The organism is Dyadobacter sp. (assembly GCF_039919315.1).
Lineage (GTDB): Bacteria > Bacteroidota > Bacteroidia > Cytophagales > Spirosomataceae > Dyadobacter.
Genome location: NZ_JBDSFX010000001.1, coordinates 256134 through 279082 on the forward strand (window position 1 = coordinate 256134; position 22949 = coordinate 279082).

The window sequence follows — 22949 nt, forward strand, 5'->3', positions numbered from 1 at the left end:
GGCCGGCAGTGTTCCACCACTGCCGGTTTTTGCATTTATTTCGTGTCACATCCTTCTCCGTCGATCAGGATGCGGGTGCCTTTTACTTCATAAGTAGCCATGTTTGATTTACATATCAGGTCCAGCTTGTCGTACAGCGACATGTCTGACACGTCCCCGGTGAATGAACATTTTTCGAGGTGATCGCTGGATAGTACAATTTCAATACCGTATTCATTTTGCAGCTGTACCATGATGTCAGGCAGTGACTCATTGTTATATACCACTTTCGGCGCTACCGTTGCCGCTGCAATGGCGACGGGCTTTTCTACCAGGCTGGTCATGAGGTGGCCGCTTTCTGTAAAGTAGGTAACACGCTGATTTGGAGTCAGTACCACACCGTTGTTAGGCTTGTGCGACTTACCGGAAGGTTCCTTGGTCACAGTCGTGTGAATGTTTTCAAAAACAGATACTTTCCCTGTAACCACTTCTACTTCTACTGCATTATCGCCAGCCTTGGTAATGATCCGGAAACTGGTACCTAATACTTTGGTCACGAGATTACCGCTGAAAACCGAGAACGGCCGGTGTGGGTCCTTAGTTACTTTGAAAAAAGCATTACCTGTCAGCTGTACCTCCCTTTTGTCTCCGGGAAATTTATCCGGGTAAATGATGCGGCTGCCAGGGCATAGTTCAATGACACTATGATCGTCCAGGGTGATAATTTTAGCCTCTTTGGTCTTGTTTTCAGTTGTGATCAATCGACCGGTACTAATCTTCACCAGGATCGGCTCTGTATTCGCTAATGGCCGTATAGCGTCTTTTTTGTTAAAAAACAGCAAAAAAGACAGGGTCAAGATCACCGCCGCAGCCACACCTGAGTAGAACACCGATGAAAACCGCCACGAAGAATCAAGCGGAACCGGTTCTTCCACAAACCGTGGCTCCATGACTTCCTCCCGGATATTGTTCAGCAACTTATTTTCCAATGCGAGCCGATCATCGTCAGTAAGAGCGATCGAAGAATCCGCATTCAGGCTTTCATACCATTTGTGAATTTTTTCAATTTCTTCCTCTGTACAGTTGCCCTGTCGGTATCGTAAGAGTAATGTTTGTAAATCTTTTGTATTCATCAATGAAAGGGCTAGGGTGATAGGATAGGCGACAGAATCAAAGACGTCGTTCTGAATGATAAGCCGATTATTTCAATCAATGCCCTAAATCATTTTAAATTTTCTTCGAAAGATTATATGAATGCTGCGAAAAAGCACCCATGTTCTTTGAATAATAATAGGGAAGTTACAGAGGCAAAAAAGGCAGGCCGGAGGTCAGGAATGGAAAAAAGTAAGCAGAGCCAGCAGTGAAATCAGCGATTCTTTGAGGTAAGAACGCATCGATTTGGTGGCTTTGGTCAGATGGTACTCAACCGCCTTTTCGGATAAATGCATGTGTCCGGCAATTTGGGATACCGTCCAGTTTTCCATGCGGCTCAGCCTGAAAACCTCTTTGGATTTTTCGGGCAGCGTGTCCAGGCCTTTGTCTATGTTTTCAACCAGCTCGTTGAAAGCAATGGTATTTTCGGTATTGGTTTCTTCAAACTTGGTGAAGGCCTGGTAGTAACTCAGGTAGGCATTCTGCGGACCGTAAGCCCGGATGTAGTCAATAACTTCGTAGCGGACGGCCGAAAATAAGTAGTAGTCGAGCGAAATGATCTTCACGCTTTCCCGCTCTTTCCATAGTCTGGTGAAAATATCCTGAATGAGTTCCTCAGCGACTTCGCGGTGCTGAAGTTTCCGGTACGCTACCACAAACATGCGGTACCAGTATTCTTTGTAGATCGTGGTAAAGGCTTGCTCATCGCCACTGCGCAGGGCTTCTATCAGATTTCGATCGGATAATCGCTTGCTTTCCAACTTCTTCTATGCCTGAAAAGGTGTCAAATTAACATTTGTTCAAAGTTATATTAATTAATGCAATACTTCTATTTCAAACCTTTTATTTAATTGGAATTTAACCACCGGATTTCTTTCATTTAAAATTCAGAAGATAGCCCGTGAGGTCGGCCAGATCCTGCTCGTTCAAGCCGAGCGCGGTAGGCTCAGGCATCAGGGACGACGGCATTTTTTCCCTGCTTTTGATTTGATCTGCTTTAATAGTATGCTGCTGTCCCGCCGCATCCTTGATCACTACATTCGCACCGTCGCTCTGCAAAAACCCGAAGTAACTTTCTCCCTTTTTTGTGACGATCGTGTAGCTTTCATAACCAAAAACCATACTGGCCGAAGGATTGACAATCGCATCCAGCAGGCCCGCTTTGTCAAACTTTTTATGGATTAATGTCAGATCAGGGCCAATTTCGGCTCCATTGGTGCCGTGTTTGTGACAGGCGGCGCAATTGGTATCAAACAGTTTTTCACCTTTGGAAGGATCAGCATTCATTCTTGCTATAAAATCGGTTTTCAAAACTTTTCCATTTCTTGGGAAAAACTGACTGGCCACTACACGAACATTCTGGTCAGGGTTTTTGAAAATAATCTCGCTGACGGCTTTGGCAATCGTGTCGGGTAATTGCCCCTGCACACGCATATCCACCAGCATATTGCCGCCGTCGATATCAGCCGCCATTTTTCGGCCATTACCGATCCGCTCACCCATTGGCTGGTTTTTGTCAGCAACTTTTTCCCTCAGTACCAGCATTTTCTTGTAAGCCGGTGTGATGACGACCGCATTCTCTTTCTCCCAATTCAACAGGTCAGCCCAGTCATTGGATTTCCTGTAATTCAGCCACCAGGAAGCCTGCGACGCCACATCCGGCAATGTCGATTTGGACAATGCTACCATTGCTTCGGCTGCTTTTTTGTCTTTTATAAAACCAATGGTGGTTAATGCTTTTCGCCGTTCTGCAACCGCCACTTTTCCCGATCCGGCCCTCGTTTTCAAATCATTAATAGCTTGAACCGGATGAAGCCTCCACACCAGATTTGCATGTTGCGGTTTCCAATACTCGGGATCTGCTTTGAATGTTTCGCGCACATTGGCATAAACCTTCGCTTCTTTTCCATCCGCCGCAGTACCAATCGCTTCCAGCATCCATGGATCTTTTCCGTCGTAGTTTTTAATGAGCTTTGAAATGATGGAATATGATTTCCCAAAATCAATGTCACGCAATGCAATGCCTACTTCGCGCCGAACGGCCGGGTCAGCGTCACCAGCCATTTGATCCAGATAGGCCCTCGCTCCATTCAGTGCTTTCAGTGCACGGAAAGCCGTTAAGCGATGCGATTCGTCTGCGGACAGTAGCAGTTTCTCCACCTCTCCTTTGCCTTTTTCGCCCAGCTGTGAAAGCAACCATATCGCCCTGGCCTGATGGAAAGGGTTTTCTGCCGTCAGTAATTTTTTTACTTCCTCGATTGCTGGTTCGCCTTTTTTTCTCAATCCTTCAAAACCCAGCGCACGCACATTCACCGCCGGATTTTTCAATGCTTCTATTAACCCGCTTGTCGATGTGAGATCGAATGTTGGCATTGTCAGTTTTTTGCCTTTCGGGGTAATGCGGTAAATTCTTCCGTAGCCTTTTTTATCTTTCATGGCATGTCCGCCAACAACCGGATCGTACCAGTCGGCGATGTACAACGCACCGTCGGGACCCACGGCCACATCGGACGGACGAAACCATTTCCGGTAATCATTGTCCGTTTCATACCATTCATAGCGTTCTGATGCCTGCGGAAAAGAGCTGATCAAATCCCTGCGTTTCAGTGCAAAACCGGCGCCCTGCTTTTCAGGTTTGTAAGCAAAAATCACATTCCGACCGGCTTCGCAGCTTAGTAATGTACCTCTATAATTTTTTCCCAAAGCATCTCCTTCATAATAAACGATACCGGTCGGCGAGCCAGCGCCAGTGTTATCTCCCGCGGGCATTACGCCAGGATCTTCCTGATGCCAATGTGTGGTGAAAATGTCCTGTCCAGGTCGGCGGTCTGCCTGCCAGTAGCGTGTTCCATCCGCCGAAAAGTAGCCTGCGTTGCCATTTTCCTGCAAAAAGGAAACCCGGCATGTGATCACCTGATCGTCATTATCATTCTGCCACATGTTGCCGTAGCTATCGAGGCATACTTCATAACTATTCCTGAAGTTATGGCCGAGTACCTTCAAGCCCGTCCCGTCCGGGTTGATACGCAACGCCAGCCCGCCTACCCACACACGCCCATCGTCAGACTTCTGATTTCCTTGATTCGATTTGTTGTAAGGCGTTCCACCTGTGTACAAGCTTCCGCTTCTGAGTGTCCAGCCACTTTTATCCGTCACATTGTGCGGCCCAGCGTTGCCAGTATTGAAATAATAACGGCCATCCGGCCCCGTAACCAATGAATGCAATGAATGGTCATGGTCGAATCCGCCGAAACCGGTGAGCAGTACTTCGCGGCTATTGGGCTTGTCGTCACCATCGGAATCCGTGTAAACAATGAGATTAGGCGCGCAGGAAACGATAATTTTGTTCCCGATCACCGCTATGCCCAGCGGCGCTGTCAGTAAGGTATCTTCAATAAATACTTTCGACGATTCCGCTTTTCCGTCGCCGTCCCGGTCTTCCAGGATCATTACCCGGTCGCCTTTTTGTTTGTGGCTAAGTCTTTCCGCTGGTTTCGTGTTGAAATCCCGATAATTAACCGCTTCCGTGATCCATACCCTGCCTTTTGCATCAATGTCCATATTGGTTGGATTAAAAAACATTGGGGCTTCTGCCCAGAGCGTTGCTTCCAGGTCGTCTGGTAGATATAGTTTTGAGGAGTCTTCGATGGAAATGGGTGGGGTGTCGGACTGTTTTGTAAGGTTCGGTTTTGGGTTGATGAAAGTCACGCTGAAAAGTGACAGCAGTACGATGCTTCCGAATATGAAGCTGGATTTGGATGGAATTGTTGGATTGAAAGTCATCGACTTGCCGGGTTTTTAGTAAGACTTGGTAAGTCTTGAAGACTTGCCAAGTCTCTGTGCCTATTTAAAAGAAAATAATCCTTCGAGATACTTCCTGTTTTGCTGATAGCATTCAATGATATCGGCGCCTTTCGGAGTGGCGCCTTCGATCTGCATCCAGCCCTGGTAGTCAATGTCTCTCACCATTTTGGCGATTTTAGGCCAGTCGAGCGTGCCTTCTCCGAGCCGCTGGCCGTTTTCTTTCATGTGGAGCTCGCATATCAGGTCTTTTCCGATCATTGGAATCTCCTTGAAAATGTCATTGCCCGCATCGACGGCATTAAGGAAGTCGTAATACACTTTCACGGCTTTGGAACCCACGCTGTTAATGATGTCCAGATGTTCCTGTGCAGTCAGGTACGATTCAATTCCTAATGTGATACCTTGCTTTTCAGCGTGAGGAGCTACTTTTTTCAATCGTTCTATCACTGCTTTTTTGCCTTTTTCGTCATTCCGCAGATCCCCGTCGGAAAAGAAAGCCAGCAAAATCACTTTGACATGCAATGCTTTGGCGGCATCTACACTGTTCCAAACCCATTCTTCGGTCTTCGGCTCCGACTTGTAAGGAACGCGATTGAGTTCGCCGATCGCCAGGCTGGAAACTTTCACACTGGTACGTGCCGAAGCCTCGCGGATGGATTGCAATGTGGCAGGAACGGATAACCCTGCATGATTTTGGCTGGTATTATAACTGACCTGAATGCCCTGCAAACCGATTTCTTTGGCACGATCGAAAGCCTCGGGATTGAGGCTTTTGCCGACTGACCAGTCACAGGCACCCAATTGCAACTTGGGAGCGGGCTTGAAAAGCAAACCGGAAGATGAGGCAGCCGTCAGTAGAATTGACTTTTTGATCATCTCCCGACGGTTCATCGCCAGGCTTTCCTTCATGATTTATCGGGTTTAGAAGCTTGATGTTTACTCTTTAAGTATGTAAACAAAACGATTCTACTTATCCGTAAATCCGTAGTAATCACTTGCTAAACGCATCTTCAATGTGGCGGATCTCTGTCTTGCCATTGGTGAAAAGCAAAATAGAGATAATGTCGAACCGGACATCGAAATGCCAATCTTTGTCATAGATGTAATTTTCAGCTGCCCGCATCACCAGCCCGGCTTTGGTTGCATTGACAAATTCCTCAGGCATCCCGTATTGAATTCCGCTTCTGGTTTTTACCTCTACAAAAATAAGCATTTTGCCTTTTTTGACGATCAGGTCAATTTCGGCGTGCCTATTCCGGTAATTTTTCTCGATTATTTCAAATCCATTTTGGATCAAAAAGGCCGCAGCCTGTGCCTCTCCCCAATGTCCAGTATCGTTGTGTGTAGCCATTCGAACATTTTTAGAAAACTTAGGGAAGCTCCTCTAATAACTAAATATCGCTTCTGCATCCCGGGCTTGTAGTGCTCCCTTTTTGATTTGATGCATTTGTCCTACTGCTTCCTTCATATCATCCAGTACTTTGACCTGGAAAGGTGATAGAGGCTTTGTTACTTTCATGATTTTCTATGTGAATTAGTTAAAGAGAACATTTCAGCCATTAATTCGTGTTATCCTTGCAGGAACTTTAAACTCGTCCGTTAAAGTGATTCCGAATAATTGCTGAATTTTCAATGGATAATCATTAGACGTAAGTTGTCTGGAAAAGTCACGAAATCTTTTTAAAACGTAAAATACATTTTTCATTTCAAACATAAATGAACACCCTCATCAATAAACAGGTGCAATTTCAGGATCTGGGACTGATTGATTATCAGGAGGCATGGGACTATCAGGAGAAGATTTTTGCTGAAACGCTTGCTATTAAAACTGGTAACCGCGGCCTTGATCCGGAACATCAAAAGTTGACGCCTAATTTTCTGATTTTTTGTCAGCACCCACACGTTTATACTTTGGGGAAAAGCGGAAAACCTTCTCATTTGCTTTTGCCTGAGGATGAACTGGCGGCAAAGCAGGCTAAATATTACAAAATCAACCGCGGCGGCGACATTACCTACCACGGGCCCGGCCAAATCGTAGGCTACCCGATACTGGACCTCGATAACTTCTTCACGGACATTCATTTATATATGAGGATGCTGGAAGAAGCGATCATACTCACACTAGCCGACTACGGCATGCTCGCAGGTCGTATCAAAGGCCTGACCGGCGTGTGGCTGGATTTTGAAGAACAAATCAATCCGAGAAAAATATGTGCGCTGGGTGTAAAAGCCAGCCGCTGGGTTACTATGCATGGTTTTGCCCTGAATGTCAACACGGATCTTGCTTATTTTGGTAACATTGTTCCCTGCGGTATTGAGGACAAAGCGGTAACGTCAATGGCAAAGGAAGCGGGCCGCGAGTTGGATATTCAGGAAGTTTCGGATAAATTAAAGTATCATTTGGCAGCATTGTTCCAAATGGAATTGTAAGTAGTAAGATTCAATGAAAAAGGATATCATATTTCACCCCGTGAAGGGGATACAGGTTGCAATTGTACGTAGTGGCAATGAACCGGACAGCGAGGAATGGAATGTAGTCGTCATCAACCGGAATGATGAGCCAATTACCAATGTATTTGTAACGTCCAAAGGATACGGTAATAGTGAGTCAGGGACGAATTCGGAGCAGCGTACTTCTACATTAAGGCACTTTTTTGCGGAGATCAGCCCAGGCGGGCATGCCGTGGTTGAACCGATTATGCCGGACGTTTTTCATCTCAATAATGAATTCTGGGTAAGCTATTTCATTGGAAAACAGATATACGATAAAAAGTTTATCTTCGTGCCCGACAGCATAGTCGACGCGCATTTGACTCTTATTGAACCGCTGGGGTTGAAGGGAGTTTTGCATGAATGACTGGTTAGGTCAAATCACACTAATAAACTATCACACACAATGACTGATGAATTTCGAAAACGTGCCAGGAACTTTCTGCTTCTGGACATTGAAACCGTAGCTGCATTTGACTCTTATGATAAGCTTCCCGAACGAATGCAGAAGCTTTGGGACAAAAAAGCGGTTAGTCTGAAAAGAGGGGACGATTCGCTGACTAATGCGGAATATTTTTACGATCGAGGCGCCATTTATTCCGAATTTGGCAAGATCGTCTGCATTGCATTCGGAGGTTTTTACTGGAACGAAGCTGACGAAATTGCATTCAAGGTCAGCAGTTTTTCAGGCGACGACGAAGTGCAGTTATTGAATCAGTTTAAAGCATTAATAGAAAAATATCCTGCCGACCAACTCGTACTTTGCGCCCATAACGGCAAGGAGTTTGACTTTCCCTTCCTTTGCCGGAGAATGCTTATCCACGGCATTGAAATTCCAAAAGCTTTACAGATTACTGGCAAAAAACCATGGGAAATCCTGCATCAGGACACAATGGATTTGTGGAAGTTTGGTGATTACAAGAGTTATACTTCGCTCGATCTGCTGGCTGCGGTTTTTGATATTCCCGGCAGTAAAATTGAAATGAGCGGGGACCAGGTAACAAGGGTTTACTGGGAGGAAAATGATCTCCCGAAAATTTCCCGATATTGCAGAGAGGATGTTGTGGTACTGGCACAGCTTTATCTGCGATTACATTGCTTTCCAACAGTGAAAGCAGAAAATATAGTCAGGGTCGAGTAAATAAAGACCTGACAAATTCAGCTTCGCAGCATTGCGGAGCATTTTATACAATAGAATAATGAAAGACAAGAAAATTAAAAACAAGGCTGAAAGAGAAAACAAGGAGGCAAAATCTCCTCATACGATTGTTTCCTATATCGATAACCTGAAAGCCGACATTGCTGCTTTCTTCGACCTGAACAGCGAACACACTTTTCGCCCGTTCGATGTACACGACCATTTTGGCGTGCAGGACAAAAAAGTGCGTCATCTGATCAACGAAATCATTCACGAACTGGAAGAAGCAGGAACGCTTACCTATCACCAGAACGGGACTTACCAGGCCGGACCTAACAAGCCGGTTAATAAGGGCCTGACCGGTCGTGTAGATCGCGTCAATAAATCCTTTGCCTTTGTCATCATTGAAGGCAGGGAAGATGATATATATGTAGAATCTGAATTGCTGAACGGAGCCTGGGACGGTGACATTGTTAGCATTCAGGCTTTGACGAAAAATAGCCGCGGATCGCGAAATGGTCGTGATTCAGGTAAAAACCGCGTTGAAGGACGCGTTAGTGACATTGTGGAGCGCTCTAATGCGGATATAGTAGGAATTATTGAGGTAAATCCGCGGCACGCCGTCGTTCAGCCGGATAACAAAAAGCTTTTTGACCCCATCTTCCTGGAACCGGAAGAAATTAAAGGTGCACAGCACGGCGATAAGGTGATTGTGAAAGTAACACAATGGCCGACGCGCAGAAGTCAGGCAGAAGGCGAAATCGTTGAGGTACTTGGAAAAGCAGGAAATAACGATGTGGAAATGCATGCTATCCTCGCGGAATTTGGCCTGCCTTATCATTTTCCCGAGAATGTGGAAGCGGAAGCACAGAAAATTCCGGACAAAATTTTGAAAAAGGAGATTGCAAAACGAAAGGATATTCGTGACATCCTGACGTTTACCATTGATCCGGTGGACGCCAAGGATTTTGATGATGCCCTTTCAGTTAAATATCTGGAAGAAGGAAATGTTGAAGTTGGTATACACATTGCCGACGTGTCACATTACGTTTTGCCGGGTACTGAGTTGGAAAAAGAAGCTTACAGACGGGCGACATCAGTATACCTGGTGGACAGAACTGTACCAATGCTTCCTGAAAAATTGTCCAATAACCTTTGCTCACTTCGCCCAAATGAAGATAAACTCGCATTTTCTGCGATTTTTGAAATGGATCCACAAGGAAAAGTTTTGAAACAATGGTTTGGACGTACCGTTATCCATTCCGACCGCCGGTATTCTTACGAAGAGGCTCAGGGCGTTCTGGATTCGGGAGAAGGAGATTTTCCCGGTGAACTTCAAACGCTAAATAAACTAGCCAAGATTTTAAGAAAAGACCGTTTCAAAAATGGTGCGATCAATTTCGATACCCCGGAAGTACGTTTCCGGCTGGATAAAGATGGTACTCCGCTGGGCATTTACCAGAAGGAACGCCACGATTCCAATAAGCTGATTGAGGAATTCATGCTTTTGGCCAATAAAAGAGTAGCGGAATATGTGTACTCATTGTCCAGAGGCGAGGTGAAAAACACCATGGTATACAGGATTCATGAAGCACCAGATCCCGACAGACTCAAAACCTTCGCCACATTTGTAGCGAAGCTCGGACACAAGCTTGACATTGACGAGGAAAACAAAATTGCCAAGTCGATGAACAACATGCTGGCCGAAGTAGAAGGTAAGCCAGAGCAAAATCTCATTGAATCACTAGCTGTGAGAACGATGGCGAAAGCGCGGTATAGTGTTGAAGATCTCGGCCACTTTGGCTTGGCTTTCAAACGCTACTCACATTTCACATCCCCCATTCGCCGCTACCCTGACGTGATGGCGCACAGACTGTTACAACATTACCTGGACGGCGGTGCTAATGTGGATAAGGAAGTTTACGAAGCTGCTTCGAAGCATTCATCTGAACGGGAAAGGCTTGCAGCTGAGGCTGAACGCGCTTCGATCAAATACAAGCAGGTCGAGTTCATGAGTATGATGGACCCGGATCAGGAATTTGATGGTATCGTTACGGGTGTTACTGAGTTCGGGATTTTCGTGGAAATCACTGAAACTGCGTCAGAAGGCCTAATTCGGATGACCGACCTTGGCGACGATTATTATGAACTAGAAAAGGAAAACTACCGGATCGTTGGCCAGCGGACTAAGAAAATTTATACGTTTGGTGATACCGTGAAGGTAAAAGTGAAGGATACCAATTTGGCCCGAAGAAGTATGGATCTTTATCTGGCTGGAACAGTTCCTTCGCCAAGCCGCGACAATAATAGCAGGGATTCCAACCGAAAATCACGCGATACAAAACCTCGTGAATCACGTTCCTCGGGCAGGAGCCGCAAACCGGCTGGTGCGTCTTCATCTTCTCCGAAGCCTAAGAGAAGGAGGAGGTAGCTAAACTGTTAATTGTGCTTTTACTTTTAAATGCAGCTTATCCACATGCTCTGAAAGTAAAAGCACTCCTTTTAGCCATTGTTGCTCGATTATTTCGGGAGCAATATCCGCATTTTCGATTGCTAGTTCATGCCAAAATTTTGCTTTTTCCTCGTCCGTTTCCAGCAAAGAATATCTGTGGTAGGCCGCATGGAAAAACTCCGGTATAATAGATTCAATTTTCATAACCTAAGACTAAATTTATATGATTTATCCGATCAAGCACGGCATCAAGGTGAACTTCCATTTCTCTTGCAGTCATGCTTCGTATTTCGTGACCAAAATCTACGTAAAAATCTAAAAGCATTTTCAAATTAATCAACTCTTCTTCAAGAGCATTCCGCTCCTCAGCAGACATATTGTTAATATTAGTGCGTGTATTTATTAATCAAGATCTGCCAATTTGTGTTCATTACCAAATCCAATTATCAGACGGCAGGAAATTGTCAATAATGTTATTCTTAAACTGTCAATTAGAATTTGTGGGGTTGACACTTTACTTCATAACAAATAGAAAATCATGCTCAAAGCTTACAAACTCCTCTACATATTTCTCCTGGCTCCACTGACGTGCGCCGCCCAGAAAAACGCCGACAAAGAAGAATGGCAATCATTATTCAATGGAAAGGACCTGACAGGCTGGGACATTAAAATTGCAGGCCATAAGGTGAATGACAATTATAAAAACACATTCATTGTGGAGGATAACATGATCCGTGTGAATTACAAAGAGTACGACCGTTTCACAACAGAATATGGCCATATGTACTACAACAAGCCATTTTCACATTATAAAATCCGTCTGCAATATCGGTTTACGGGCAATCAAGTTCCTGGTGGCGCTTCCTGGAATGTAAGAAACAGCGGTATTATGCTTCACTCCCAATCTGCCGCCAGTCTGGGCATTGATCAGGACTTCCCTATTTCGCTGGAAATGCAGTACCTCGGCGGGCTCAATGCTGGTGAGCGCACAACAGGCAACCTCTGCACACCTGGTACCATTGTTGATATTGATGGCAAACTGGCTGAGGCACATTGCATTAATTCGTCCTCCAAAACATATAACGGTGACCAATGGGTTACTGCAGAAGCGATTGTTCTCGGTGATTCCATTGTATATCATATGATTGAAGGTGATACTGTTCTGGTATTTACCAATCCCAAAGTAGGTGGTGGATATGTAGGAAAAACCCATACTTTCAAAGATGGTAAGGTAGGTGATGAGGCCGAGTGGATCAAAAAAGACAATACGCCCCTGGGTAGCGGGTACATTGCTCTACAGGCCGAAAGTCACCCGATCGATTTCAGGAATATTGAGCTTCTGAACCTTAAAGGCTGCATGAATCCAAAAGCCTCAAACTATAAATCATACTATCAGGTGGCTGATAACACTACCTGTACGTTTAATAAGTAATTATCAGACACATAAGTGTATTGATCAGGAGGGTTTGCCAATTGTGTTATATTTGAGTATGTTGTCCAAACTCTAATTTTCTATACACCTTATGAGTATTTTACAGCGCATCAAACGCAAATCAGAAGTACTGAAAGACAAATACTTCCCACTCAAAGAATTCGATGCAGCAACACTCCCCTGGATAGACAAGCCTAATCCTGACATTGCCGGATTTCTGAAAAAAAATCCTCCCAGGTATGATGTGCCTTACGACATGGCCGACAAGCTGAGAAACTGGGAGCAAAATGGCTATGTAGTGCTTGAAAAAATTATCCCTGAGGAAATGATCGATAAATTCTGGGGCGATTTTCAGGAGTTAGTCAATCATCCTGACAAGTATGACCTGTCGGTGCGGATAGATCTGGATGAGTTCAAACCTAATCAGGAAAGGAACATTAAGGAGTTTCCCAAAAAGGCTTTGCAGGGTAAGTATGTGAAGATCAATGACTTTCACAATTCTTCGGTGGCAGGCAAAAAACTGATGACGCACCCATACATTACCTCATTCCTTGAAGCCATATTCAACCAGAAGGTGGTGGTGATGCAGAGTTTGGTGTTTATGTACGGAAGTCAGCAACCCTCCCACCAGGATTATCCCTGGGTTACCGCCAAAATCCCGAGCCATTTGGCAGCCGCCTGGATTGCTTTGGAAGACATTAAAATTGATTCCGGCCCATTATACTATTACATTGGTTCGCACCGGATGCCCAAGTTCAATTTCGGAAGCGGCATTTTATTCAAACCTGACTCTACCAAAAGCCCGCTTGAATTCGCGGATTACCTTGATACAAAAGGCAAGGAGCTACATTATCCAAAAGAAACGTTACTAATCAAAAAAGGCGACGTACTGATCTGGCACGCTGCATTGGCACATGGAGGCTCCATGATTACCAATCCGGAACAAACCAGAAAATCGTTCGTTTGCCATTATTCTACCGAACAGGCGCTTCCTTTTCATCGTAACTTTCCGGCACAAGTTCCTGTCAAACAAGACTATAACGGGATAGCAATCTATAACAATCCCATTTTCCCGCAATCAGAAGATGTGTTGAAGTAACGATTAATAGTCAATTGATTTTTGGTTTTTATATTTTTGCAAAAAAATGGACGTTAATGCTGTCAAACAGAATCGTCCATTTTTTTGTTTTTTTAATCTCCTGAGGTTTCCGATGCTCAATGAAAAATAACTTTCTCCGGTTTATACTGCTTATCGTCGTTTTGGCCGGAGTCAACTGGTTGGCTTCATTCCTTTTCGTCAGACTAGATCTCACGGAGGACAAACGTTACAGTATTTCCGATGCCACCAGGCAGCTTCTGAGCGAATTAGACAAAGACATCATCGTTAATGTATATCTGAGTGGAGAATTTCCTGCTGGATTTGAACGTCTGGAAAATGCGACCCGCGAAACACTGGAAGAATTCAAAACCTATGCAAATGGTCATCTGACCGTCAACTATTCCGACCCCTCGGCAGCCGCGAGTGAAGAACAAAGGCAAAAACAGTATGTCAATCTGGTAGACAGAGGTTTGACGCCTACCAATATCTTTGACAATGAAAACGGGAAGCGTACTGAGAAAATAATATTCCCCGGAGCCATCGTTCAGGCGGATACTTTGTCAGTACCTGTTCAGCTACTCAAAGGAAACAAGGCCAATACTCCGGAAGAGCAGCTCAACCAATCTTATGAAGGTGTGGAGTTTGAAATTGCGTCCGCTATTCGGTTGTTGAACAATCAGCAGCGGAAAAAAGTCGGGCTGGTAGTGAGCCATACCAAGATTTCACCGGCCAGACTAAGCGATCTCATTGCCACCATTCAGCAGAATTATGACGTTTTCCTGGACATGAACAATCCCGCATCTTATGAAGGATTGGATGCATTGCTTGTTTTAAAGCCTGACAGTGCCTTTTCGGACGATGATAAATTCAAATTAGATCAATATGTAGTAGGTGGCGGAAAAGCGATTTTCTTCGTTGACGGGGCCAAAGTAGATAGCGTAAGCCTGGACGGAAGCTATGCCCAGCCACTCGATCTGAATGTCAACGATCTGTTTTTCAAATGGGGTGCGCGGGTCAATACTAATCTGGTCAAAGACTACCTCGACTGCGCAGAAATTTTGCTGAATGTAGGCAATGTAGGCGATAACCCGGAAATCAGACCGGTGCCATGGCGGTTTTTTCCGTTGCTTAATAATTTCGGCCCACATATCATTACCAGGAACCTAAATCCCGTATATACCCGGTTTCTGAGCACTATCGATACGGTTGGCGGCGCACAGGCAATTTATAAAACACCGTTGCTGATGACCTCGCCTTATACTCAGGTTTTGAATGCACCCGCGCTGGTAGGTTACAATGAGGCTCGCAAACAACCGCAGCAAGCCGAATACAACGGCGGGATCAAATTGAGCGGCGTATTGCTCGAAGGGTCATTTACTTCTTTATTTCAAAACAGGATTTTACCAGGTGATCCGCGATCAGCCAAATTTAAAGCAAGCGGAAGCGGAGGAAAAGTGATCATTTGCTCGGACGGCGACATTGTCGTCAACGATTATGATTATAAAAGGAATGCGCCTTTACCGCTAGGTTATGACCGGGTTACAAAACGAACATTCGGAAACAAAGACTTTGTGATGCATGCGCTTGATTACATGACTGATGCGAACGGTTTGATCAACGCCCGAAATAAACAGATTGCAATCCGTCCATTGGACAAAATCCAGATTCAGGAAAAAAGGAAGTTCTGGCAATCCATCAATTTATTGCTCCCTATCGCATTGATCGGAATTTTTGGTGCATTAAGATTCTATTTTAGAGCCCGAAAATTCGCGTAGAGGAGGCTGCTTCGTCGGTAATTTTTTATACTTTTGTTCCCTACAAAATGATTTTGGGAATCCGTCATTTATAAATTTATCATCTAAACACTTACATCAAGAATTATGAAGTTTGTCGTTTCGTCATCAGTTCTACTCAAACAGCTGTCTGCTATAAACGGTGTCGTTTCAACGAACCCAATTGTGCCAATTCTTGAGAATTTCCTGTTAGCACTCGAAGGAAATTCTTTAACTGTTACTGCATCTGACCTGCAAACGGTAATGATCACGGAAATTGAAGTGGAATCGTCCGAAAAAGGCGCCATTGCAATTCCTGCGAAATTGTTACTCGATACGCTCCGGGGACTTCCTGAGCAACCTATTACTTTACAGGTTAACAGTGAAACTTTCGGTACCGAGATCATTTCGGACAATGGACGCTACAAGCTTTCCGGTGAGAATCCGATTGATTTCCCTAAAACACCTGCAGTAAATCGTGGCCAGTCTGTTGACTTTTCATCCTCTTCATTAGGATCGGCCATTGCCAACACGCTTTTCGCGACCAGTACCGACGACCTTCGTCCTGCAATGACAGGGGTTTTTGTTCAAATGGGAACCGAGAATGCAACATTCGTTGCAACTGACGGTCACCGTTTGGTTCGCTATCGCCGTACAGACATTAAATCTGATGTAGACACCTCCATGATCATTCAGCGTAAAGCGTTGAATCTTCTGAAATCATGTCTCCCATCAGACGATGTTCCGGTTAAGGCCGAGTTTACATCATCCAATGCATTTTTCAGTTTTGGAAACATCCGCATGATCTGCCGCCTGATCGACGAACGTTTCCCGGATTATGAGAATGCCATCCCAACCAATAACCAGAATACGCTGACGATTAACAGAATGGAAATTCTGAGTTCGTTAAGACGGATATCTATTTACTCTAACCGTACCACCCACCAGGTGAGGTTGAAGATGTCGTTGAATGATTTGGTTATTTCAGCAGAAGATCTTGACTATTCCAACGAGGCCAATGAGCGCCTGATGTGCGAATACAATGGTGACGATATGGAAATAGGGTTCAATGCCAAGTTCCTGATCGAAGTGTTGGGTAACCTGTCAAGCAAGACCATTACTTTCGAACTTTCTGCACCGAACCGTGCTGGATTGATCATTCCTGTGGATCAGGAAGAAAATGAAGATATCCTGATGCTGGTGATGCCAGTAATGCTCAATACCTACGTATAGGCAAATACTATTTATTAAAACGAAAAAATCCCGCTGGTGTCAGCAGGATTTTTTCGTTTTAATGCCCTATATACCAAGTATTTAACAAATTTTAACACCTTATTACGAAAAAAATCGTAGTTAGCACTTGCAACTACGATTTTTTTCGTAGACATTTGATACGAAGATTATCGTACTAAGAAACAAGCCATGTATATCAAACCCACCGACTCTGAACTTGAAATCCTGAACTACTTGTGGCAAGCCGGCCCAAGTACGGTTCGTTCGGTTCACGACGCTCTTTCTGCTACCAAAGATGTTGGTTATACCACCACTTTGAAGCTTATGCAGATCATGCATGATAAAGGATTACTCTACCGAACCGAGCAGGGACGCTCGCACATTTACGTAGCCCTTCTTGGCAAAGAGGAAACGCAGCAAAATCTTTTGGGAAAATTAGTTAATACTGTTTTCCAGGGCTCAGCCGCTCAAATGGTCATGCAGGCGCTGGGGAATCATTCCACGTCGAAGGAAGAATTAGATGAAATTCGTGAGTTATTAAACAACCTGGAAAATAATCGTTAGCCATGCAAATTATCTCCAACCTACTTTCCGATTCAGTTGTGTCCGCGTTTGGCTGGACATTGATCCATTCGCTGTGGCAAGGCACCTTGCTCATGGTTTTGTCAGTCGCGACATTCTATTTGCTGCGTAACTACTCGGCCAATCTCCGGTACGCGGCTGGCGTGGCATTGCTTTCACTACAAGTGATCGCGTCGGTGATTACTTTCTTTTATTATCACGTAAAATCGTCATCCAATGCTCAATTGGGCAAGCAGTTAATATCATACAGCGCAAGAAAAGCTCCGGTTGTTTTTAATCCTGCTAATTATGAGCTTCCGGTTTCATTTAAAATACAAATGTGGCTATCCACACATTTGTACGAACTGGTTGTTTGCTGGCTAATTGGCGCCGCATTTTTACTGCTAAGGTTTGTTGCTGGCTGGATTTTTACGGAAAGGCTGCGTTTTAATGCGCATGTGGTAATGGACAAAGAATGGCGGGCAAGATTTGGAGTGATCACAGCGAAAATGAATATTTCCAAATCGATAGAATTCCGTGAAACTGCCAAAATACTGACTCCGATGGTAATTGGCGCCTTCAGTCCTGTTGTACTGATTCCGATCGGCTTGCTTTCCGGATTTTCAACGGCTCAGGTAGAAGCGATTCTTGCACACGAGCTCGCGCACATTCGCAGAAATGATTATCTCATCAATATGCTTCAATCATTTGTGGAAGTACTATTCTTTTTTCATCCTGCAATGTGGTGGCTCTCCGACCGCATCCGAGCGGAGCGCGAACATTGCTGCGACGACATTGCTCTGGCAGTTTGTGGCGATAAAATGTCTTTGGCACATGCATTGGTCAAAGTCGCTGAATGGCAAACCGCTCCCCGAATGGCGATGGCATTTGCTTCGAAACGACCATTATTGCTTCAAAGAGTTCAGAGAGTTTTAGGATTGACGCCCAAACCTTCCAGAACTTTTGGCAGCCTGCCTATGATGTTATTTGCCTTGACGTTCGTAATTGGGCTTTCTGTTTATGCTGTTGCTCAGAAAACGGAGAAATCCAAAGAGAAGAAATCAACGAAACAGGTCAGCGCGAAGCGCAAAGAGGTTGTTACCCATGTGAATGTGGAACACGAGGTTTCGGAAGTGGCAGAAATTGAGCCGGTTGCCGAAATAGATGTAGAAACTGACTTTGAGGTTCAAATCGATGGCTTGTCTGAAACTCGTTTTGACAATAGTGATTCATTAAATAAAAAAATGAATGAGATCCATAAGAGAATGCAGGCCTTGCAGACTGAAATGGAACCGTTGAATCAGCGCATGGAAGAGATTAATCTTGAAATGGAAAAGCAGCGGTTTGACGTTGAACGCTATCAGCGGGAACTTGAAAAAATTGAATGGAAAAAGGAAGGCGCAAGAGAGCTACGGCAAGATCTGATGGAAAAACGGTCAACGCTTCTTGAACAATCTAAATCCAGTCAATCCAAAACAAGTGAATCAGAGTTAGACAAGCAATTAGCTGATTTTGAGCAGCAAATCAAAGTACAGGAAGAATCCATTTCACAACTAAACGCTCAAATTGCATCTTCTCGAAAAGAAGCATTCAAAGCAGAAGAACCTATTCGGAAATTGGACTCAGAAATCCGGGAGATTCAGGAAAAGATAGAAGAAATAAATGCAAAGATCGGCGTTGAAACGCTTGGCTTTGAAAGAATGGAAGGGAGTCCGAGAGTACGGGTTGCCCGTATGCCCCGCGGAACCAGATCAATTCGCGCATATGGAATTCCGCTGGCACCGCCCGCACCGGAAGCGGTTCGTGCCCGTCCCGCAAAACCAGCAAAAGTACCGGTGGCTCCTACTCCGCCACCTCCCCCACCTAAAAAATTATAAAAGAAAACGGGCGATGAATTGATCATCGCCCGTTTTCTTTTGTTTCTAATGTTATTCAACTTCTATAATGACGTCGTCGCTCATGGGGTGCGTCACGCAGGTTAGAATAAATCCTTCATCTAATTCCGCCTGTGAAAGTGCATCCTCTTCATCCATATGCACTTTCCCGGAAACACATCTACCCAGGCAAGCCGTACACATACCGGCCTGGCACGAGTATGGAAGATCGATATCCATATTCAATGCTGCTTCCAGAACCGTTTCATGCGGTTTTATCGGGAGCTTGTATTCTGTTCCTTCGTAAAACAGTGTTATCTCTCTGGTTTTCAATGTATCATCCTCTTCCATGGTCACCTCGCCCGGCTGGGCAGCAGTAGCAGTCAAGAAGCTTTCCTTGCGAATTTTACTATCAGGCACAGCCAGAATAGATAATGCCAGGTGCGCTTCCTCCATCATATCTTCCGGACCGCAGGTAAAGTATTCAGCGTCTTTTACATTCAAAGTTGGAAGCCCTTCTATTATTTTCAAAATATGAGATTTGTTCAATCTCCCCTTTTGACCTTCCCATTCCTCCGACGGCTGACTCAATGTATGAACGACCTTCAATCGCTCGCCATATTTAGCTTCAAGCGCAGCTATTTTGTTTTTGAAAATAATGCTTTCCTCACTACGGCTTCCGTAAAGAAGAAAAACTTCACTTTCCGCTTCAACCATTAAAATAGATTTCAAAATGGAAAACAATGGCGTAATGCCACTTCCTGCCCCGATAAACACAACTTGCCTGGTTTGGTCGTCAGCCTGTTTCGGAAAAAATGCACCGGCGGGTTCCATCGTTTCCAGCACATCCCCTTCCTTGATAGTATCCAAAAGCAGGTTAGAAGCATAGCCTCCCGGGACACGTTTGATCGTAATAGCCAGCGAAACGTCCGTGTAAGGCGAGCTGGACATTGAATAAGACCGACGAATTTTTTTGTCATCGACCGGCAACAGTAAAGTCAGAAACTGGCCTGGCCGATAAGCCACTACTTCATTAAGCGGATGCCAGAAATGTATGGTAGAAGCCTCTTCGGTCTCTTTTTCTATTTCCTTTACTTTTAAAAAATAGTATTTACTCATTGGGTTGTAGCTCTTAGCTCCTGGCTATTAGCTTTTAGTGCGAATGATGGGTGTATGGAATACAAAAGCCTCACAGGTAACACCTATGAGGCTTTTATGATTTCAATTTTTGTTATTTTAAAGTTGCTACTGCATCCTTAATGCGTTGTACCGCTTCCACCAGCGCTTCATCGGCGGCTGCGGTTGAGATACGGATGCAGTCAGGCGCCCCGAATCCGGAGCCGGCAACTGTGGATACAAATGAATTGTTCAGCAACCAGTTTGCAAAGTCATCCGAACCATTGATGGTAGTTGTTCCGTCCGATTTTCCGAAATAGTAACTTACATCAGGAAATGCGTAAAACGCTCCCTGGGGCATATTTACTTTGAATCCAGGAATCTCTCTCAGCAAACCGACAACCAAGTCACGACGACGCTGATATGCTTTTGCCATTTCTATGGAAGGCTCCATTGTTCCGTTGAACGCGGCGGTTGCTGCTTTCTGAGCGATAGAGTTGGTTCCGGAAGTAACCTGGCCCTGCAATTTTTCAACACCGTCAGCGATCCATTTGCTGGCTGCGATAAAACCGATTCGCCAGCCTGTCATTGCGTAACCTTTCGCTACACCGTTCACAGTAATCACGCGGTCTTTCAGCGCAGGAATAGATCCGATACTGAAATGGCCTTCTTCCGTGAAATTGATATATTCATAAATCTCGTCGGCCAAAACATAAATGTCATCATGTTTTTCAAGTACCGCCGCGATTTCTCTTAGTTCCTGTTCAGAATATACGGCACCGGTTGGATTGTTCGGAGACGCGTACATGACGATTTTGGTGCGAGGCGTAATCGCTGCTTCCAATTGGGCCGCTGTTACTTTGAAATCATTATCAAAAGCACCATCCACAATCACAGATTTACCTTCTGCCAGTTTGACCATTTCGGAATAACTAACCCAGTAAGGAGCAAAAATGACAACTTCGTCTCCTGGATTGATCAATACCTGGATCACGTTGGCCAATGAATGCTTGGCACCGGTCGAAACCACGATATTTTCAGGTTTCCAATCTATATTATTGTCGCGCTTTAACTTATCAGCAATAGCCTTTCGCAGATCAGGATAACCTGCTACCGGTGAATAACCATGAAAACCATCGTCAATGGCCTTCTTAGCAGCCTCGCAAATGTGTGCGGGCGTCTTGAAGTCCGGCTCTCCCACGCTCAGACTGATTACTTTGTGGCCTTGGGCGGCCAATTCACGAGCCATTTTGGTCATCGCCAGCGTCGAAGATTCTTCGAGGGCATTGATGCGGTCGGCTAACCGTGCTCCCACCTGGGTTTGCTCTGCTACTGCGGACATTGCAAAAAATAATTTAGTTAAAGAAGGTACTGCTATCTGTATCAACAAATTGCCCGCAAAGGTACGTGTTTTTTAGAAGTTGCATTGTGTAATGCGAAGAAAGATTTGTGAAAAGTTGCTGTTGGTTATTGAACGCAACTATGTTTAATCAAGGGAATTTCTTTTCAATGCCCTATATAAGTTAAAACACCTCCCCCAAATTCACAAACAACCCCCTCGACCCATCCATCCCAAAACCATAATCAATCGCAATATTAGCCCCCGATGTTTTATTAACCTTGATTCTGATTCCAAAGCCGCCAGCTGGTGATACTTTTTTGAAATTCTTTGAAGGCCAGTCGGAAACGCTTTGGGCATTTGCAAATAATACTCCGCCGAACAGCCCGTTTTTTGTCAATGCAAAACGGTACTCGGATTCGAAATAGAGGAGATTGGTGCTCCTGAATCGTCCTTGGATGTAGCCGCGCCCAATATTATTGGAAGGATCCCACCCTGTACTCGGCAAATCCAGGTAGGGCGGTTTCCCCCCGACAGTCAGCCAGTTATAATTCCAAAATGCCAGTGTATTCTGGCTTCCCCGCGGTAAGTTGAAGTATTTTCTGATATCGACCACAAGGGATTGCCAGTTGTTTGTACTTCCCAGCGTCTTCATATTTGCCCTGAGCTGTACATTGGTATATAAGCCTTTCAAAGGATTGATCGAATTCGTCCTGCTATCATAGGAAATAATGGCCGCCGGCCCGGTAGAAGAAGATTTCTGGCCCAATCCATACTTCTCAATGTCTTCATTTTTGTTTTCGGGATCCAATTCCTGCGTTATATCCCAGCGTTTATCAAAGAAAAAGCCAGCTCCGACAAAAAATGACTTCCCAATTCTTTTCAGTAATGATTGATGCAAGCGGAGGTGTTTGTATTCCAGCCCGACGGCTTCCTTCAATTTCGTATCAGGTCCCAGGCCGTACGTATCTTGCGGATACTTGAAAAAGCGCCAATCGACGATAAAATTGTAGTTATTATTCCTCGTCCAGATGTTTGCCTGCACCGGAATGGTCATTTGCTTGTATTGCGAGTAAATGAAATTGGTCGTAATACTGGAAATGTTGGTCGTCTTTGGATTACTGGTGTAGAACGCTGTGTTCACATTGATCGAGCCCGTCAACCCGGATGACAGCGTGTATCCAATTGCCGGTACCACCGAAAATATTGGTTTCCCCGACCTTATTTTGGTAACCCGAACCGACGAATCCGACTTATCCTTGCTTTTCCACCTTCGGAAAATGTCGACAATATCTTTCTGTACTACTTTCTGAGTCGAATCGCTTCCTGAAAGCGTATCCTGAACGCATCCGCCCGGTCTCATCGCAATGGCTGAATGGGGGCTGACAACTGCTGTCAGTAGTGTGAAAAGAATTAGGATGTAGCTTGCCTTCGTCAATGTTCAGATTTTAATTAGCAGGTTTTTAGAAATATATATTAAAATGATACCCGCAACAAAAAAAGCCACC

21 protein-coding genes are annotated in these 22949 nt (G+C 44.7%); 10 read left to right on the forward strand and 11 right to left on the reverse strand.

The features are described from left to right. Positions 1-35: 35 nt before the first annotated feature. The 6 genes from ABIO93_RS01155 to ABIO93_RS01180 all read right to left on the reverse strand — a co-directional run bounded on the left by ABIO93_RS01155 (position 36) and on the right by ABIO93_RS01180 (position 6454). The gene (locus ABIO93_RS01155) at positions 36-1112 is read right to left on the reverse strand and encodes a FecR family protein (RefSeq protein WP_348063605.1); all 1077 of its coding nucleotides are present in this window, start codon (positions 1110-1112) and stop codon (positions 36-38) included. A 195-nt stretch (positions 1113-1307) separates the two neighbouring features. Beyond that, a complete protein-coding gene (locus ABIO93_RS01160; RefSeq protein WP_348063606.1) occupies positions 1308-1892 on the reverse strand; it encodes a sigma-70 family RNA polymerase sigma factor in 585 nt (194 codons plus the stop codon). 115 nt (positions 1893-2007) lie between these two features. Further along, the gene (locus ABIO93_RS01165; RefSeq protein ID WP_348063607.1) at positions 2008-4914 is read right to left on the reverse strand and encodes a PVC-type heme-binding CxxCH protein; all 2907 of its coding nucleotides are present in this window, start codon (positions 4912-4914) and stop codon (positions 2008-2010) included. A gap of 60 nt (positions 4915-4974) precedes the next feature. Beyond that, complete coding sequence (locus ABIO93_RS01170; protein ID WP_348063608.1) at positions 4975-5844, reverse strand: sugar phosphate isomerase/epimerase family protein; 870 nt, start codon at positions 5842-5844, stop codon at positions 4975-4977. Between the two features lie 82 nt (positions 5845-5926). Continuing rightward, on the reverse strand, positions 5927-6286 hold the full coding sequence (locus tag ABIO93_RS01175; protein WP_348063609.1) for a YraN family protein: 360 nt from the start codon (positions 6284-6286) through the stop codon (positions 5927-5929). A 33-nt stretch (positions 6287-6319) separates the two neighbouring features. Beyond that, positions 6320-6454 carry a hypothetical protein gene (locus ABIO93_RS01180; protein WP_348063610.1) on the reverse strand — a complete coding sequence of 45 codons (135 nt, stop codon included), beginning with the start codon at positions 6452-6454 and terminating at the stop codon, positions 6320-6322. Positions 6455-6651: 197 nt separating this feature from the next. Here ABIO93_RS01180 and lipB point away from each other — a divergent pair, with 197 nt between their 5' ends. The 4 genes from lipB to rnr are packed head-to-tail and all read left to right on the forward strand — an operon-like array spanning position 6652 to position 10994. Beyond that, entirely contained in the window at positions 6652-7365 is a 714-nt protein-coding gene (gene lipB / locus ABIO93_RS01185; protein ID WP_348063611.1) for a lipoyl(octanoyl) transferase LipB, read from the forward strand. Positions 7366-7378: 13 nt separating this feature from the next. Beyond that, positions 7379-7792, forward strand: a complete 414-nt coding sequence (locus tag ABIO93_RS01190; RefSeq protein WP_348063612.1) for a hypothetical protein — start codon at positions 7379-7381, stop codon at positions 7790-7792. A gap of 39 nt (positions 7793-7831) precedes the next feature. Next, positions 7832-8566 (forward strand): 3'-5' exonuclease, encoded by a 735-nt coding sequence (locus ABIO93_RS01195; protein WP_348063613.1) that lies wholly within the window; start codon positions 7832-7834, stop codon positions 8564-8566. 58 nt (positions 8567-8624) lie between these two features. Then, positions 8625-10994: a ribonuclease R gene (gene rnr, locus ABIO93_RS01200; protein ID WP_348063614.1), complete on the forward strand. Its 2370-nt coding sequence runs from the start codon at positions 8625-8627 to the stop codon at positions 10992-10994. Here rnr and ABIO93_RS01205 read toward each other — a convergent pair whose 3' ends face one another. Continuing rightward, positions 10995-11219 (reverse strand): hypothetical protein, encoded by a 225-nt coding sequence (locus ABIO93_RS01205; RefSeq protein ID WP_348063615.1) that lies wholly within the window; start codon positions 11217-11219, stop codon positions 10995-10997. After that, the gene (locus ABIO93_RS01210) at positions 11209-11391 is read right to left on the reverse strand and encodes a hypothetical protein (RefSeq protein WP_348063616.1); all 183 of its coding nucleotides are present in this window, start codon (positions 11389-11391) and stop codon (positions 11209-11211) included. Before ABIO93_RS01210 ends, ABIO93_RS01205 begins: the two co-directional genes overlap by 11 nt. Before the next feature lie 162 nt (positions 11392-11553). On the opposite strand from ABIO93_RS01210, the gene ABIO93_RS01215 reads away from it, so the two are divergent. From ABIO93_RS01215 to ABIO93_RS01240, 6 genes are all read left to right on the forward strand, one after another. Continuing rightward, positions 11554-12447, forward strand: coding sequence for a DUF1080 domain-containing protein (locus ABIO93_RS01215; protein WP_348063617.1), 894 nt, complete (start codon positions 11554-11556; stop codon positions 12445-12447). A gap of 91 nt (positions 12448-12538) precedes the next feature. Beyond that, the gene (locus ABIO93_RS01220) at positions 12539-13546 is read left to right on the forward strand and encodes a phytanoyl-CoA dioxygenase family protein (protein WP_348063618.1); all 1008 of its coding nucleotides are present in this window, start codon (positions 12539-12541) and stop codon (positions 13544-13546) included. 119 nt (positions 13547-13665) lie between these two features. Beyond that, on the forward strand, positions 13666-15321 hold the full coding sequence (gene gldG / locus ABIO93_RS01225) for a gliding motility-associated ABC transporter substrate-binding protein GldG (protein ID WP_348063619.1): 1656 nt from the start codon (positions 13666-13668) through the stop codon (positions 15319-15321). 105 nt (positions 15322-15426) lie between these two features. Further along, positions 15427-16551 carry a DNA polymerase III subunit beta gene (gene dnaN / locus ABIO93_RS01230; RefSeq protein WP_348063620.1) on the forward strand — a complete coding sequence of 375 codons (1125 nt, stop codon included), beginning with the start codon at positions 15427-15429 and terminating at the stop codon, positions 16549-16551. A gap of 189 nt (positions 16552-16740) precedes the next feature. Further along, on the forward strand, positions 16741-17115 hold the full coding sequence (locus ABIO93_RS01235; RefSeq protein WP_348063621.1) for a BlaI/MecI/CopY family transcriptional regulator: 375 nt from the start codon (positions 16741-16743) through the stop codon (positions 17113-17115). Between the two features lie 2 nt (positions 17116-17117). Continuing rightward, on the forward strand, positions 17118-18989 hold the full coding sequence (locus tag ABIO93_RS01240; protein WP_348063622.1) for a M56 family metallopeptidase: 1872 nt from the start codon (positions 17118-17120) through the stop codon (positions 18987-18989). Between the two features lie 51 nt (positions 18990-19040). On the opposite strand, the gene ABIO93_RS01245 is transcribed toward ABIO93_RS01240, so the two are convergent. From ABIO93_RS01245 to ABIO93_RS01255, 3 genes are all read right to left on the reverse strand, one after another. Continuing rightward, a complete protein-coding gene (locus ABIO93_RS01245) occupies positions 19041-20105 on the reverse strand; it encodes a ferredoxin--NADP reductase (protein WP_348063623.1) in 1065 nt (354 codons plus the stop codon). Between the two features lie 112 nt (positions 20106-20217). After that, complete coding sequence (locus ABIO93_RS01250; protein ID WP_348063624.1) at positions 20218-21444, reverse strand: pyridoxal phosphate-dependent aminotransferase; 1227 nt, start codon at positions 21442-21444, stop codon at positions 20218-20220. Between the two features lie 181 nt (positions 21445-21625). Continuing rightward, positions 21626-22879, reverse strand: a complete 1254-nt coding sequence (locus tag ABIO93_RS01255) for a hypothetical protein (protein WP_348063625.1) — start codon at positions 22877-22879, stop codon at positions 21626-21628. Positions 22880-22949 lie beyond the last annotated feature (70 nt).